Below are 15,019 nucleotides of genomic sequence, written 5' to 3' on the forward strand. Positions count from 1 at the left end.
ATCATGGACTCCTTCCTCACGCTGACCGGGCTGCTCGCCGCGAGAAGGCGCGATGCGTCCGGCATCGTCTTCGCCGAGCCGTCCGGCGAACGATTCCTCCCCTATGCCGAGCTGGAGAGCCGCGCGCTCGGCTGTCTCGTCTCCCTTCGCCGCCGCGGGCTGCGGCCCGGCCGGCATGTCGTGCTTCAGACCGAAAGCAACGCAAGCTTCCTGGAGCTGTTCTGGGCCAGCCTGCTCGGAGGCGCCGTGCCGGTGCCGCTCGCGGCGGCGCGGACGGACGAGCAGCGCCGCAAGCTGGCGGCCGTGCTCGCCCAGCTGCCCGCTCCGCTCGTGCTTGCCGATGCCGATCTCGCCGAGGCGGCGGGCGGCGCGGACGTGATCCAGATCGCGGAGCTGGAGCCGGCGGCGGACGGGGGGACGACTCAGCCGCATCGAGCCGATCCGGACGAGCCCGCGTTCATCCAATTCACCTCGGGATCGACAGGCGATCCGAAAGGAGTCGTGCTGACGCACGCCAACCTGCTCGCCAACATGCGGGGCATCGTCGACGGAGCCCGTTCCGGGCCGGGAGATTCCTCGCTCAGCTGGCTCCCTCTGACGCATGACATGGGCCTCATCGGCTTCCATCTGTCGCCGCTGCTGGCCGGCATGACCCAGTGGCTGATGCCGACGTCGCAGTTCGTGCTGCGGCCGATGAGCTGGCTGGAGCTCGCTTCCCGCGAGCGGATCACCTGCCTCGCCTCGCCGAACTTCGGCCTCCTTCATCTGCTCCAGCATTTCAAGCCGGAGCAGGCGACGGGCTGGAATCTGTCCGCCGTGCGGCTGCTGTTCAACGGAGCCGAGCCGATCTCGGCGGACGCCTGCCGCTCGTTCCTGGAGCGGCTCGCGCCTTACGGGCTGCGGCCGCAAGCTCTCTTTCCCGTCTACGGCCTCGCCGAGGCGTGCCTGGCGGTCACCTTCCCCGACCCGGACGAGCGGCTGCGCACGGTCCATGTCCGGCGCGGACGGCTGCGTCCCGGAGAGCCGGTGCCTTTCGCGGCGGCCGGCGATCCGCAGGCGATGGAGCTCGTGGAGCTCGGCTCGTCCGTCGCCGGCTGCGAGGCCGCGCTGTTCGACGAGCTGGGCCGCAGGCTTGGCGAGGACGAGGCCGGCCTCGTCTGCATCCGCGGCCTCAACGTGACGGGAGGCTACTACAACCGTCCGGACGTCAACGAAGCGCTGATCCGGGACGGCTGGCTGAACACCGGCGACATCGGCTTCTTCCACGGAGGGCGGCTCTATCTGACCGGACGGGTGAAGGACATCCTGCTCGTCAACGGCCAGAACTATTATCCGCATGATCTGGAGGAGCTGCTGGCCGAGCTGCCGGCATGCGCAGCGGGCAAGGCGGCGGTCTGCGCCGTCGCCGACCCGGCATCCGGCTCCGAGGCCGCGGCGGTATTCGTGCAGCATCGCGGCAAGCCGGAGTCGTTTCTGGACATCCGCCGCAGCGTGCGCGTCCTGCTGAGCCGCCGGGCCGGACTTGAAGCCGGCCCCGTCATTCCGGTCAAGCGCATCCCCAAGACGACCTCGGGCAAAATCAAGCGCTTCGAGCTGGCGGACGAGCTGCTCGCCGGCCGCTTCGACGAGGCGCTCGCCGCGCTGGAGGCGGCGGAGGCGGCAGCGCTTGCGGCTGCGGCGGCGGATATGCCCTCCGCAGCGGCGGATGCGTCTTCCGCAGCGGCGGATGCGTCCCTCGCAGTGGCGGATGCGTCCCTCGCAGCGGCGGATGCGTCCCCTGCGAAGGGGGCGCCGCCGTCCGCGTCAGCGGAGACGGCCGCGGAAGAGGAGCGGCCCGCTCCGGCGATAGGCGCCGGCGCAGGCGAGCCGCGCGGAGAGACGGGCAAGCAGCCGCCAAGCCTGTCGCAGGAGGAGACGGCGACAGAGCGCCGGCTGCTCGCGATCTGGCGGGAGCTGCTCGGCACGGAGCGGCTCGGCCGGGACGATTCCTTTCTCGAGCATGGAGGCAATTCGCTGCGCGCTGCCCTTGCGGCGGCCCGCATCCAGGAGGAGCTGGAGACGCCGCTGCCGCTGACGGAGCTGCTCCGGCACGATACGGCTCGCTCGCTGGCGGCCTTTATCGAGGAACGCAAGGCGGAGGGGGCGCGGATCGAACCGCCGGCCGAGCCGATCCGGAGGCGGATGCGCGCCGGCTATCCCGCAACGCCTGCGCAGCGGCGGCTGCATGTGCACGAGCAGCTGTACCCGGGCTCGCTCAGCTATCAGCTGCCGTACGAGATCGCTGTCGACGGCCCGCTCGACGATGACCGGCTGCGGCGCGCCTGGCAGGAGCTGCTCGCCCGTCATGACGCGCTGCGCACCTCGTTCCGCGTCGCGGAGGACGGCGTCCTCGTCGCCGAGATCGCGGACCGCGCGGAGCTGCCGCTTGCGACCGTCGACCTGACGGGGCTCGCGCCGCAGGAGGCCGAGGCGGCCGCGGCTGAGCGGGCGCGGGCCTTTCCCCGGCCGATGGAGCTGGAGCGGGCGCCGCTGCTGCGGCTGGAGCTGCTGCTCCTGCCGGAGGGGCGCCGCCGGCTGCTGCTCGACCTGCATCATCTCGTGACGGACGGCAGCTCGATGGGCGTGCTCATGCAGGAGCTGGCCGCCCTGTACGATGGCCGGCCGCTGCCGGAGCCGGCTCCGGGCATCGGCGACATCGCCGAGCGGGAGCGCGAGGAGGAGGGCGGCGCGGCTGCCGAGCGGTCGCGGCGCTACTGGCGGGACCGGTTCTTGTCCGGCGTGCCCGCCGCCGCTTTTCCGGCGGATCGGCTCCGCCCGGCACGGCCGACCTTCCGCGGACGGTCGGAGCGGCTCGCGCTCGGTCCGGAGCTTACGGACGGCCTCGGCCGGCTCGCGCGCCGCGCCGGGACGACGCTGTACGGCGCGCTGCTCGCCGTCTACGGCGTGCTGCTCGAGCGGTACGCGGGCGAAGACGACGCCGTCGTCGGCACGGCGTACGCCCGCCGCACCCGCCGCGAGACGGTCGGCACCGTCGGCCTGCTGGCGACGCTGCTGCCGCTGCGGCTGACCGGCAGCAGGGAGAGCAGCGTGCTGGACTGGGTGCGGACGGCCGGTGAAGCGGCCGCCGAAGCGATCGAGCACGGAGCGATCGGCTACGAGGCGATCGTCGAGGCCGTCGGAGCGGCTCGCGAGCCGGGCCGCGCGGCGCTGTTCGATACGGCGTTCACGCTCCAGAACGTGGAGCTGCCGGAGTTCCGCACGGAGGAGCTGGCGCTGCGGCCTGCGATGATCGAGACCGGCTCCTGCAAGTTCGATCTGTTCTGGGAATGCGAGCTCGGTCCGGAAGGGCTGTCGATCCGGCTGGAATATGCGGAGGACTTGTTCGACGGCGAGACGGCCCGGCAGCTGCTCCGCCATTACGCGCAGCTGGCCCGCGAGGCGGCGCTCGATCCGCTGCGCCCCGCCGCTTCTCTCCCTTTGATGGACGAGGAGGAGCGCGCGCTGCTGCTGCGGCGCGGCCTCAGCCGCTGGCCGGAAAAAGACGCCGTCCCGCTGCAGGAGCGGATCGGCCGGCACGCGCTGGCGTCGCCGGAGCGCATCGCCGTCTCGTTCGCAGGCGGCAGCTGGACGTACGGCCGGCTGTGGGAAGCTTCCGGACGCGTCGCGGCGGCTCTCTCCGCGCTCGGCCTCGGCCGCGGCTCCCGCATCGCGATCGCGATGGGCCGCTCGCCGCAGCAGCTGGCGGCGCTGCTCGCCAGCCTGCGGATCGGAGGCGCGTACGTGCCGATCGATCCGGGCTATCCGGCGGAGCGCGCGGCATTCATGCTGGCCGACGCCGAGGCCGACATCCTGCTGGCCGACGAAGCCGCGCTCCCGCTGTGCCGGCAGGCGATCGCCGCCTGCGGACGTGCGGTGCGGCTGATCGAGGCCGAGACGTTGGCCGGGCGCTGTCCGTCCAGCTCTTCGCCCGACTCGCCGCTGCCGCGCACGGCTTCCGCCGGCCCGGCCGGGGAAGCCGCGGAGCGCGCGGAGAGCTTCGTTTCGCCCGACGATCTGGCCTACATCCTCTACACCTCCGGCTCGACCGGCAGGCCGAAAGGAATTCGTACGACCCACCGCAACGTCGCGCGCGTCGTCGATCGGCCGGGCTATGTGGAGATCGGTCAGGACGACGTGCTGCTGCAGCTGTCGAGCTATGCGTTCGACGGCTCGACGTTCGACATCTATGGGGCGCTGACGAACGGGGCGAGGCTCGTGCTTGCAGGCAGCGACGAGGCGATGGACGCTCCGGCGCTCGTCCGGCGGCTGCGGGAAGAAGGCGTGACGGTGCTGTTCGCCACGACGGCGCTGTTCAACACGCTGGCGGCCTACGGCCTGGACGGGCTGCCGCGGCTGCGCAAGCTGCTGTTCGGAGGCGAGCGGGCTTCCGTCTCCCATGCGCTCAAGGCGCTTGCCGCGCTCGGCCCGGATTCGCTGCTGCATGTGTACGGGCCGACGGAAACGACCGTGTTCGCCACCGCCTGGCCGGTCCGGCCGCCGGCGCCGGGAGCGGCCTCGCTGCCGATCGGCTGGCCGGTCGACGGCACGGAGGCGCTCGTGCTCGACGCTTGCGGACGGCTCGCGCCCGATCTCGTTCCCGGCGAGCTGCATGTGGCAGGCGGCGGCGTAGCGGCCGGTTATGTCGGGCTGCCGCGCGAGACGGAGGCGCGGTTCATGCCGCATCCTTTCCGCGCCGGCGAGCGCATGTACCGGACCGGCGACCTCGTGCGGCGGCTCCGGGACGGCAGCCTCGAGTTCCTCGACCGGCTCGACCAGCAGGTCAAGCTGCGCGGCTTCCGCATCGAGCTCGGCGAGATCGAGGCGAGGCTGCTGGCAAGCGGACAGGCGGAGGAGGCTTATGTCGGCCTCGTCGGCGAGCCTCCCCGGGCGGAGCTGTGCGCCTATGTCGTCGCCGCGCCGGAGCGCTTCGACGCGGCATCGCTTCGCCGCTGGATGGCGGGCGGGCTGCCGCCGTTCATGCTGCCGGCCCATCTCGTCCGTCTGGATCGCCTGCCGCTCGGCCCGACCGGCAAGGTCGACCGCAAGGCGCTGCCGCTGCCGCAGCCGGGCGATGCGGCGGGCTCGGCGGGCGCCGAGCGCGAGCGGCCGGCGACGGCGAGCGAGCGCGAGCTTGCGGAGCTGTGGCGGGAGGCGCTGGGCCGGGCCGATGTCGGCGTTTTGGATTCCTTTTTCGAGCTTGGAGGGCACTCGCTCACTGCAGCCGCGCTGACCGGCTTGATCCATCGCCGGCTCGGCGTCCGGATGCCGGTGCGGGAAGTATTCGCCCGCCCGACGATCCGCGAGCAGGCCACTTGGCTCGACAAAGCCGAGCGCTCCGGCAGGGAGCCGCTGCTTCCGGCGGCGCCGGCGGAGAGCTACCCGCTCCATCCCGCCCAGGCGCGGCTCGCGCTGCTGGAGCGGCAGGGCGGCATCGGTCTCGCCTACCATGTGCCGCTGGCGCTTCGGCTCGTCGGATCGCCCGGCCCCGAAGCGGTGCTCGCCGCGCTGCAGGCGCTCGTCGACCGTCATGAGCCGCTGCGCACCGAGGTGCGGGATGCCGGCGGCGAGCCGCGCGCGTTCGTGCTGGCGCAGGCGGAGGTCCGGCTGGAGCGCATGCGGATCGCCGGAGAGGAAGCTCTGCCGGGGGCGATGAAGTCATTTCTCCGTCCGCTGCCGCTGGACGCCGCGCCGCCGCTTGCGGCCTGTTATGCCGAAGGCGGTCAGGGCGAAAGCTTCCTGCTGCTGAACCTGCATCATCTCGCGGTGGACGGCGTGTCCGTCGGCCTGCTGCTGGAGGAGCTCGTCCGCCTCCTGGAGGGCGGCCTGCCCGAGCCCGCGCCGACGGTCCAATTCAAGGACTACGCCGCCTGGTTGGACGCCGGCTTCGCACGCTCTGAAGCGAGCGTCGACTCGCCGGACGCCGGCGGCTCCGCGCGCTCCGAGGCGAGCGTCGACTTGCCGGACGCCGGCGGCTCCGCGCGCTCCGAGGCGAGCGGCGACTTGCCGGACGCCGGCAGCTCCGCGCGCTCCGAAGCGAGCGCCGCCTGGTGGCGCGAGCAGCTCGCGGCTCCGTTGCCGCAGCCGGAGCTGCCGCTCGACCGGCCGCGCGGGGCGAGCCGCTCCTTCGAGGGCGGGCTGCTGGCGTTCGATTTTCCCGAGGGGCTGACGGACGGCCTCGAAGCGCTCGCGGCGCGCTGCGGCGTGACGCTGAACAGCCTGCTGTTCACGCTGTACGGCGCACTGCTCGCCCGCTGGACCGGGGCGGAGGAGCTGATGATCGGCGCGCTCGGCGCCGGCCGCTCCCATCCCGACACCGGCTCGATGATCGGCATGTTCAACTCGTTCCTGCCGATCCGGGTCGCGCTGCCGCGCGGGCTGCCGCTGGAGCGGGCGGCCCGGGACGTCCAGGAGCGGCTGCTGTCCGCGATCGAGCATCAGGAGCTGCCGCTGGAGCGGCTGCTCGAGCTCGCGGGCGGCCCGTTCGATCCGGCCCGCAATCCGCTTTTCGACACGATGCTCGTCCTGCACAGCCAGTTCGGCGGCGAGCTGGCGGTCCGCGGCAGCCGCTGCGCGCTGGAGCCGGTGCGCTGGGGCGGCGCCGGCACGGCCAAGCTCGATCTCAAGCTCGACCTGTACGGCGACGGTCCGCACGGGCTGCGCGGCGAGCTGGAGTACGCGGCGGCGCTGCTTCAGCCGCAGACGGTCCGGCGCCTGGCCGAGACGTGGATCGAGCTGCTGCAGCGGGCGGTCCGCGAGCCGCATGCCGAGCTCGGCGTCCTCATGCGGCTGACCGGCTCGGAAGCGCGGCTGCTGGAACAGTGGAACGCGACGACGGCCGCGTACCCGGATCGAAGCACGCTGCACGGCCTGTTCGCCGAGCAGGCGCGGAGAAGCCCGGACCGTCCCGCGGTCCGCTCCGCCGAAGGCGTCTGGACGTACCGCGAGCTCGACCGCGTCTCCTCCCGCATCGCCGTCCGCCTGCGGGCTGCCGGCGCCGGCCGGGACGCGATCGTGGCCGTTGCGGCGCGCCGCTCGCTGGCGATGATGGCCGGCCTGCTCGCCGTGCTGAAGGCCGGGGCCGCCTACTTGCCGATCGACCCGGACCAGCCGCCGGAGCGGCTGCGCGACATCGCGGACGACAGCGGCTGCGGGCTGCTGCTCGCCTCGCGAGGCGCCTGCATGGAGCTGGCGGACGCGGAGCCGAGGCGGCTGCGGCTGGAGCTGGAGACGCTCGTCGCGGAGGCGCTGGCCGCGGAGGCGTCCGCGCCGGGCGAGCTCCTGCCGGAGCTCGACGCTGCGGCCGAGGCATCGCCCGAATCGCTCGCCTACGTCATCTACACGTCCGGCTCGACCGGGCGCCCCAAGGGCGTGCTGATCGAGCACCGGGCGATCGTCAACCGGCTGAGCTGGATGCAGCGCGCCTATCCGCTGACGGAGGACGACGTCATCCTGCACAAGACGCCAGCCACCTTCGACGTATCGGTGTGGGAGCTGTTCTGGTGGAGCCTCGCGGGGGCGTCGGTCCATCTGCTGGAGCCTGGCGGCGAAAAGGATCCCTCGCTCCTGCTGCGGGCGATCCGCGAGCAGGGCATTACGACGATGCACTTCGTGCCGTCGATGCTGGGGACGTTCCTTCCGTATGCGGCGGCCTTCGGCGGCAGCCGGCCGCTGGCCGGCCTGCGGCTCGTCTTCGCAAGCGGCGAGGCGCTGAAGCCGGCCCACGCCGCCCAGCTGGCGCAGCTGCGGCCTGCGGGCAGCCCGCTGCCGAGGCTCGTCAATCTGTACGGCCCGACGGAGGCGGCCGTCGACGTCAGCCATTACGACTGCGCCGAGTACGGCGGCGGACCGCTGCCGATCGGCCGCCCGATCGACAACATCGCCCTGCATGTGCTGGACGAGCGGCTGCAGCCGCTGCCGCCGGGCGCGCCGGGAGAGCTGTGCATCGCCGGAGCCGGACTTGCCCGCGGCTATTTGAACCGGCCCGAGCTGACGGCGGAGAAGTTCGCCGCGCTGGCGGACGGCACGCGCGTCTACCGCACGGGCGACGAGGCGCGCTGGCTGGCGGACGGATCGCTGGAATACCGCGGCCGCTTCGACCATCAGGTCAAGCTGCGCGGCCAGCGGATCGAATGCGGCGAGATCGAGCAGGCCGCGATGGACGTTCCCGGCGTCCTGGACGCCGTGGCGATGCTCGCGGACGATCCGCTCGGCGAGCCGCAGCTATGCCTTTACGTCGCCTGCGGGCTGACGGAGCCTGAGCGCGCCGAGCTGGCCGCGAGGACGCTGCCGCAGCGGCTTGCCAGGCGGCTGCCCGATTACATGCTGCCGGCGCGGTTCGTGGCGCTGGAGTCGTTTCCGCTGACGCCGAGCGGCAAGACCGACCGCAAGCGGCTGCCGGCGCCGGACTGGAGCGGGGGAGCGCCGACGGGCAGGCCGCCGGCCGGCGAGGCCGAGCGGAGGCTGGCGGAGCTGTGGACGGAGCTGCTCGGCGTCCGGGATTTGACGGCGGAGACGCATTTCTTCCGCGCCGGCGGCCACTCGCTGCGCGCGGCGCAGCTGGCCGGAGCGATCGAGCGGACGTTCGGCGTCCGGTTCTCCTTGCGGGATGTGTTCGAGGCTCCCGTGCTGGAGGAGATGGCGCTGCGGGTCGGCCGGGCCGAAGCATCCGGATCGCCGCCTCTTCCGTCGGCGGGAGAGCGCGGGCATTATCCACTGACGCCGGCCCAGAACCGGCTGTTCATCCTGCATCGGCTCGATCCGGACGGCATCGCCTACAACCTGCCGCTCGGCCTCCGGCTGGAGGGAGAGCTCGATGAAGAGCGGCTGCAGCGAGCGCTGCGCCGGCTGGTCGAGCGCCACGAGGCGCTGCGCACCCGCTTCGGCTGGAGCGACGGCCATCCGGTCCAGATTGTCGAGCGCGATGTCGTCCTGACGGCAGAGCGGCTTGCCGGGACGCTGGAGGAAGCGTCGGCCGGCTTCGTGCGGCCGTTCGATCTGACGCAGGCGCCGCTGCTGCGCGCCGGCCTGCTGCGGGACGAGCGCGGAGGGGCGCTGCTGCTCGACATGCACCACATCGTCTCCGACGGCCTCAGCCTGAACGCGCTGGCGCGGGACTTCGCGGCGTTTTATGACGGCAGGGAGCCGGAGCCGCTGGCGCTGCGGCTCGTCGACGCCGCCGTCTGGCAGCGGAGCTGGCTGGAGACGCCGGAGCGGGAGCGGCAGGAGCGCTACTGGAAAAGCAAGCTCGCCGGCCCGCTGCCGGCGCTCGACCTGCCGCTGGCGGCTCCGCGTCCGGATCGTCCGGACGGCCGCGGCAGCCGCGTCGCCCGGATGCTGCCGGAGCCGGTCCGCCGCTCGGCGCTGCGGCTCGCGGAGCAGCTGGAGGCGACGCCGTATCAGGTGCTGCTGGCCGCTTATGCCGCGCTGCTTTATCGGATGACCGGGGAGGAGGACCTGATCGTCGGCACGCCGGCAGGCGGGCGCTTCCACCCCGATCTGCAGCCGGTCGTCGGCATGTTCGTGCAGACGCTGCCGCTGCGCCTGCCCGCCGCGGGAGCGTCGAGCTTCCGCGAGCTCGTCGCGGCGGCGGGGCGCGCCAGCGTCGAGGCGATGGACCACGGGCAGCTGCCGTTCGAGCTGCTGGCCGCCTCGCTCGGCGCCGGCCGCGATCCGAGCCGCAACCCGGTGTTCGACACGATGTTCGTCTGGCAGAACATGGAGCCTCCGGTCCGCGAGGCCGGCGGGCTGCGGCTCGAGCCGTTCCGGCTGCGGCAGGACGCCGCCAAGCTCGACCTCACCTTCGAGCTCGCGGAGCGCGAGGAAGGCGTGGAGCTGACGGTCGAGTACGCGTCGGCGCTGCTGACGGAGGAGGACGCCAGCCGCATGGCCGGCTGGTACGTGGCCTTGCTCGAGGCGGCCTGCGCCGATGCCGGCCGACCGCTCGCCGAGCTGCCGCTTCTGACGGCGGCGGAGGAGCGCGAGCAGGAGCGGCGATTCCAACCGGCGGATTCGATCGCGACCGGTCCGGCGGAGCCCGGCTTCGCCGCTGCGGCGGAGCCGGCTACGCTGGACGGCGTGCTGCGCCGGCAGGCGCGGCTGGCGCCGGAGGCGCTCGCCGTGAGCAGCGCGCACGGATCGCTCACCTACCGCCAGCTCGACGAGGCGTCGAACCGGCTCGCCCGCGAGCTGCTGGCCCGCGGCGTCGCAGCGGAGGCGCTCGTCGCCGTCTGCATGGAGCGCCGCCCGGAGCTGATCGTCGCGATCTACGGCATCCTCAAGGCGGGAGCCGCCTATGTGCCGCTGTCGCCGTCGCTGCCGGCGGAGCGTATCGCCTACATGCTCGCGGACTCCGGCGCGCCGCTCGTGCTGACGGCCGGGGACGTCCGGCTGCCGGAAGGGCGGCGGCGACGCGCCTCGACGTCGCGGAGGCGGTCGGCCGCCACGACGATCCGGCGCCGCCGCCGGCCGGCCACGGCGGAGGCAGCCTGGCCTATGTGCTCTACACCTCCGGCTCGACCGGACGGCCGAAGGGCGTCATGGTCGAGCACCGCTCCGTGCTGAACCGGCTGCGCTGGATGCAGCGGGCCTATCCGCTGGCGCCGCAGGACGTCATCCTGCAAAAGACGCCCGTCACCTTCGACGTCTCCGTCTGGGAGCTGATGTGGTGGAGCTTCGCCGGAGCGTCGGCGCATCTGCTGGAGCCGGGCGGCGAGAAGGACCCGTCTGCGATCGCGCGCGCGGTCGCCGAGGCGGGAGTGACGACGATGCACTTCGTGCCGTCGATGCTGCATCTGTTTCTGGAGGATGCGGCGGCGCGGCAGGCGGCGCGAGCCGGCTCGCTGGCGACGCTGCGCACCGTCTTCGCGAGCGGCGAGGCGCTGGGCGCGAGCCTCGCCGAGCGGTTCGAGGCCCGCATCCGCAGCGCCTGCGGGGCGGAGCTGGTCAATCTGTACGGCCCGACGGAGGCGACCGTCGACGTCGCCTTCTACAACTGCAGCCGCGAAGGCTTGCGCGGCGGCGGCGTGCCGATCGGCCGGCCGATCGACCGGACCGCGCTGTACGTCGCGAGCCCGGGGCTGCGGATGCAGCCGCCCGGCGTGCCGGGCGAGCTGTGCATCGCCGGCATCGGCCTCGCCAGGGGCTATCTCGGACGGGACGAGCTGACGCGCGAGAAGTTCGTGCCGAACCCGTTCCGCGGCGGCGGCCGTCTGTACCGCACCGGCGATCTGGCCCGCTGGCTGCCGGACGGGCAGCTCGAATACTTGGGCCGGCTCGACCATCAGGTCAAGCTGCGCGGCTACCGGATCGAATGCGGCGAGATCGAGGCCGCGCTGCAGCGCGATCCCCGCATCGGCGAGGCGGCCGTGCTGCTGCGCCGCCGCGCCGGAGACGAAGGGGCCGATTATCTGTGCGCCTACTACACGGCCGCAGCGGTCCTGCCCAAGCGGGAGCTGCGCGAAGCGCTCGCCCGCGAGCTGCCCGACTATATGATTCCGGCCGCGTTCGTCCGGCTGGAGCGCATGCCGCTCTCGCCGAGCGGCAAGACCGACCGGCGGGCGCTGCCGGAGCCGCAGCCGGCCGATCCGGCCGGCGAAGTCCGCGAGCGGCCCGGGACGGAGACGGAGCGGGCGGTGTCGGCGCTGTGGGGCGAGCTGCTCGGCGGCGGGGAGCCGGACGTCCGGCGCAGCTTCTTCGAAGCCGGCGGCGACTCGCTGCTGCTGCTGCGGCTGCATCAGCGGCTGGAGGAGCGCTATCCCGGCGCGCTGCAGGTCGCCGATCTGTTCAGCTACCCGACGGTCCGCAAGCTGGCCGCGCGCATCGACAGCAGGTCCGGGGACGATGCCGTCCTCGAAGGGCCGGTCGTGGCGCTTCCCGGCGAGCCGCCGCAGACGGTCCGCTCGGGACCGAGGGAGGGCCGGCTCGACATCGAGCTGGAGCCTGCCGCCGCCGCCGCTCTGGCCGCCATGGCGCAGGAGCGCGGCGCGCGGCTCGAAAGCGCGCTGCTCGGGCTGTACCTGCTCCACTGGAGCCGGACGGCTGGCGCCGAGCGCATCGGAGTCGCCGCGACGGTCGGCCAGGGGCGGATTACGGTATGGAACGCCGATTTTCGGGAGCTGGCAAGCATGGAGCAGCTGCTGGACGCGGCCGAAGCGGCGCTGGCCTCCGGCGTCGGCATCCCTGCGGAGCGCATCCGCCGCGTCCGCCCGTCCGCCGGCCGCTGGAGCGCCGCTCCGCTGTTCCGGCTCGAATCGCCGGAGACGCCGCTGCCGCCGGCAGGCGAGCTGCTCGACCGCTTCGATCATCAGCTGAGCGTCTGGGCCGGCGAGCCGGGCTTGCCGCTCCGCTGCTCCTGGACCTACGCCGCCCGGCAGTTCCCGGCCGAGCTCGTCCGAGGCTGGGCCTCCGGCTATGCCGAGCTGCTGCGCGGCGCGGCGGCTCTGTACCGGGAAGCCGCCGCGAGCCGGCCGGACGAGCAAGACCAAGGAAAGGGGATTATCTCCTCATGAAAAAGATCGCCTTCGCGATCGCCCGCATCGCGTTTTATCTCGGCGTGTTCTACGCCCTGCTGTACGGGCTGAACCATCTGTACCGGATCGACTGGACCGCTCCGTTCGTCGAGCTGCTCGGCCGCAATCCGGCCTTGTTCATGGCGACGCTGTTCGCGTCGATTACGCTTGTCTACGCGCTTGCCTTCGCAGGCGTCCGCCGCCTGACGCGCGGCGGGTCGCCCTCGCTGGCCGAAGCGGCTGGACTGCACCGCCTGCCGGCTGGAGCCGCGCTCGGCTGCGCGCTCATCGGCGTGCTCGGCTGCCTGTTCAGCATCGGCCTGATCGAGATTCCCGCCGTCGCGGAAGCCTATCCGTCGATTCCGGCGCTCGTGGACGACCTGCTGCGCGGCGATCATCTGCTGCTCGCCATCCTCGGAGCGGGACTTGTCGCTCCGGCTTACGAGGAGCTGCTGTTCCGCGGGCTCATCCTGCGGGAGCTGCGAGGCATGATGCCGGCCGCGGCGGCGCTGCTGCTGCAGGCGCTCGCATACGCCTATTTCCAGCCGAGCCCGGCGCTCTCGGTCATCGGCTTCGGCTCGGGGCTGCTGTACGGCTACCTGCGTATCTCGCTGAACTCGCTGTGGGCGCCGATCCTCGTGCAGATCACGGCGATGAGCCTGATCTTCGCGGCCAAGCCGGCCGGCGTCTACGAGGCGGTCGGCTCGCTGGGCGGGGCCGGCGCGGCGTCGGTCGCGGCGGGCAGCCTGCTGCTGATGCTCGCCGCCGCCGGATGGCTGCGGCTCCGCTACGCCTCGCGGCAGCGGCTGGCGGACGCCGCCGGCGAGCGCGCGAATTTGAGGGAAAGGACGGTCCAAGGATGAACAAATGGAAAGACGGCCTGCTGCGTCCCGTCGTCATCATCGGCATCTATTTCGCCTGGTTCTTCACGGTTACGACGCTGTTCTTCGACTATGTGTACCGGGATACGGCCTGGTTCCAGAAAAATACGCTCGTCACGATCCTGCTCAACGACATCGTCGGCCTGCCGCTCATGATCGGCGCGATCTGGCTGCTGTTCCGCCAGAATCTGTTCCGCGAGGCCCGCTTCCGGCGGATCGAGCCTACGTCCGTGCTGATCTGCGTCTGGATCGGCCTCGGCGCCGGGCTGTTCACGGCCGCGTTTTCGCAGCTGCCGCTCATCCGCTCGTCGGACTACCAGTTCCAGACGCTGTTCGACTACATCAACCGCGCCGACTGGTACGTCTTTCTCGGATTCCTGCTGCTCGGCAACGTGTATAAGGAAACGCTGTTCCGCGGGCTGCTGCTGAACAGCTTCCGCCGGCTCATGCCGGTGTGGGCGGCGATCGCGCTCCAGGGGGCGCTGTACGGCGCGCTGTTTTTCCTCGGCGACGTGCCGCTGTCGCTCTACGGCTTTCTCGGAGCGGTGCTGTTCGGCCTGCTCTACGTCCGGCTCGACTCGATCTGGGCCCCGATTGCCGCGCAGATCGCCTGCCAGGGGCTGCAGTACGCGCTTTGGCATTACGCGCCGGATCTCGGCGGCGCAGCGGCGCTCTCCGTCATCATGGCCGCTTCGCTGGCGATGATCGCCGCGGGCGTGCTGCTCCTGTTCAAAAGGCAGCCGGCGGAAAAGGCGCCGGCCGGAAGGACGGCGAGCGCATGAGAACGCTGCGCGCGTTCGCCGAGGCGCTGCTCTATGTCGGCCTGTACGCCGCCATCCTGACGCTCGCCAGCAGCTATCTGTACGGCAGCGGCTCGCCGCCCACCCTGCGCGAGTGGCTCGCCGCCAATCCGAACGGCCTGCTGCTGCTCGTCAATCCGCCCGTGCTGCTTGCCTATGCGCTGCTGCTGCGGCTGCAGCGCGTCGAGGCGGCGGAGCTTGGCCTCGGCCAGCCCCCGCGCGGATGGGCGGCCCCGGCTCTGTCGGGCGTCTGGCTCGGGCTGTTCATCGCCTCGTTCACCGGCCTGCCGCTCGTCCGCGAGGAGCTGCCGGCGATCGCCGGACTGGCCGGCTTCGTAGCCGGCGGCAGTCCGCTCGTCTTCCTGCTCGGCAGCCTGCTGCTCGGCTCCTTGCTGGAGGAGCTGCTGTTCCGCGGCCTGCTGCTGCGGGCGTTCCGCCGCAGCTTCGGCCTTGCCGCCTCCGTCGCGCTGCAGGCGCTGCTGTTCGGCGCGGTGTTCCTGAATGTCCAGACCGGCCTGTTCGCGGCGCTCGGCGCGCTCGTCTACGGCCTGCTGCGCGCGGCGGGCGGCTCGCTCTGGATCTCGCTCGGCGCGCATCTGCTCAGCACCGCCTCCGTTTATGCCGCGGCGCTCCTGCTGCGCGGCGCTCCGGCAAGCCTGCTGCTGATCCTCGCGGCGGGCAGCGCGGTGGCGCTTGCGCTGCATCTGGCGCTGACGCTCGGAGGCGGCCGCCGTGCGGCGGCTCCGCGCCTCGAGGCGCGCGGCTGATGCCGCGGCGCGGTTCATCGTCTTCG

5 protein-coding genes are annotated in these 15,019 nt (G+C 72.4%); all 5 read left to right on the forward strand.

Annotated features, from left to right (window positions below):
• The first annotated feature begins 3 nt into the window (after positions 1-3).
• From GE073_RS07860 to GE073_RS07880, 5 genes are read left to right on the forward strand one after another with little or no spacing between them, the layout of a single operon-like run.
• Entirely contained in the window at positions 4-10,599 is a 10,596-nt protein-coding gene (locus GE073_RS07860) for a non-ribosomal peptide synthetase (protein WP_153783179.1), read from the forward strand.
• Positions 10,533-12,545, forward strand: a complete 2,013-nt coding sequence (locus GE073_RS25780) for a non-ribosomal peptide synthetase (protein WP_153783180.1) — start codon at positions 10,533-10,535, stop codon at positions 12,543-12,545. The genes GE073_RS07860 and GE073_RS25780 overlap by 67 nt, the downstream gene beginning before the upstream one ends.
• Positions 12,542-13,408 carry a CPBP family glutamic-type intramembrane protease gene (locus GE073_RS07870; RefSeq protein ID WP_153783181.1) on the forward strand — a complete coding sequence of 289 codons (867 nt, stop codon included), beginning with the start codon at positions 12,542-12,544 and terminating at the stop codon, positions 13,406-13,408. Before GE073_RS25780 ends, GE073_RS07870 begins: the two co-directional genes overlap by 4 nt.
• Positions 13,405-14,208 carry a CPBP family intramembrane glutamic endopeptidase gene (locus GE073_RS07875; protein WP_153783182.1) on the forward strand — a complete coding sequence of 268 codons (804 nt, stop codon included), beginning with the start codon at positions 13,405-13,407 and terminating at the stop codon, positions 14,206-14,208. Before GE073_RS07870 ends, GE073_RS07875 begins: the two co-directional genes overlap by 4 nt.
• Complete coding sequence (locus tag GE073_RS07880) at positions 14,205-14,993, forward strand: CPBP family intramembrane glutamic endopeptidase (RefSeq protein ID WP_153783183.1); 789 nt, start codon at positions 14,205-14,207, stop codon at positions 14,991-14,993. The genes GE073_RS07875 and GE073_RS07880 overlap by 4 nt, the downstream gene beginning before the upstream one ends.
• Positions 14,994-15,019 lie beyond the last annotated feature (26 nt).

Origin of the sequence: Paenibacillus sp. B01, assembly GCF_009649995.1 — a bacterium.
Lineage (GTDB): Bacteria > Bacillota > Bacilli > Paenibacillales > Paenibacillaceae > Paenibacillus_O > Paenibacillus_O pasadenensis.